The sequence below is a fragment of the Nocardia sp. NPDC088792 genome, from assembly GCF_044750615.1.
Classification (GTDB): domain Bacteria; phylum Actinomycetota; class Actinomycetes; order Mycobacteriales; family Mycobacteriaceae; genus Nocardia.
In genome coordinates, this window is sequence record NZ_JBIVKC010000019.1 from 1 (window position 1) to 1,507 (window position 1,507).

General features: G+C 64.5%; 1 protein-coding gene. It reads left to right on the forward strand.

The genetic code is table 11. The annotated features are described in order from the left end of the window. Window positions 1-1,507 (forward strand): SDR family oxidoreductase (locus tag ACIP5Y_RS47950; protein WP_400360525.1); only part of this gene is annotated, 1,507 nt, incomplete at both ends.

Below are 1,507 nucleotides of genomic sequence, written 5' to 3' on the forward strand. Positions count from 1 at the left end.
GTTTTCGCTGAGGTCAGGTTGCCGGAGAAGGAGGGTGTTCGGGCGGCGAGGTTCGGGGTTCATCCGGCGTTGTTGGACGCGGTGTTGCAGGCGGCGGCGTTCGTGGATTTGGCGCCGGTGCCGGCGGGGCGGATGCCGTTCAGTTTCGAGGGTGTCGTACTGCATGCCAGTGGTGCCAGCGAGGTTCGGGCGCGGGTGACGCGTATCGGTGTCGACAGTGTGGCGGTGGAGGTTGTCGATCTTTCGGGTGCTCCTGTGTTGTCGATCCGTTCACTGACTTTGCGTCCGGTCCAGGCCGGTGTCGTCGCGCCGGCGGCCGGTGGTTCGATGTTGACGCTCGATTGGTCTGCGCTGCCGGTTGTCGAGGAGCGATCGGATCTGGACCTGACGGTGATCCGGGCGGTCGGGGACAGTGCTGTGGTGTTGTCGGTGCACGAGCTGACTGCGCGGGTGCTCGGTGAGTTGCAGGTGTGGTTGGCCCGGGACGAGGGTCGGTTGGTCGTGTTCACCCGCAGTGGTGATCTTGCCGGTGCTGCGGTGTGGGGTTTGGTGCGGTCGGCGCAGGCTGAGAATCCGGGCCGGATCACATTGGTGGAGTCCGATGTGGATCTCGAGGAGTCGGTGCTGGCGGCTGCGGCGGCCGGTGAGGAACCCCAACTGTTGTTCCGTGAGGGTGTGTTCCATGCGGGCCGGCTCAATCGGGTGCAGCCCGGTGGTGGTGAGTTGCCGTCGCTGGGTGAAGGCACGGTCCTGATCACCGGCGGTACCGGCGGTCTGGGTCGTGAGTTGGCCAGGCATCTGGTAGCACGTCATGGGGTCACGGATCTGTTGTTGGTGAGCCGTCATGGGGCGAGCGCGGAGGGTGCTGCGGAGTTCGTTACCGAACTCGCGGCTGCGGGTGCCACCACGGTGATCCGGGCGTGTGATGTGACCGATCGTGTTGCGCTGGAACAAGTCTTGACTGGTGTGCGGTTGTCGGCGGTGATTCATGCGGCGGGGATTGTGGACGACGCGTTGGTGACTTCTCTGGATGCCGCGCGGTTGGATCGTGTGTTGGGTGTGAAGGTTGATGCTGCCTGGCATTTGCACGAGCTGACTCTCGATGCCGGGTTGGCGGCGTTTGTGGTGTTCTCGTCGCTGGCGGGGGTGTTGGGTAGTCCGGGGCAGGGTAATTATGCGGCGGGCAACGTGTTCTTGGATGCGCTCATGCGGCATCGACGCGACCGGGGTCTGCCGGGTGTTTCCATGGCTTGGGGTCCGTGGGTCGGGCAGTCCGGTTTGACCAGCACGCTCTCGGAAGGTGATCTGCGGCGGATCACCGAGTCGGGTACTCCGGCGTTGTCGGTCGAACAAGGGTTGGGGTTGTTCGATCAGGCTCTCGCTGCTGATCAACCCGTGGTGGCACTTACTCGGCTGGATTTGATTGTGTTGCGGGCCAGGCCTGATCTCCCTGCGCTCTGGCATGGGCTGACCGGTGGGCCGCAACGCCCCACCGCCAGACAACAGG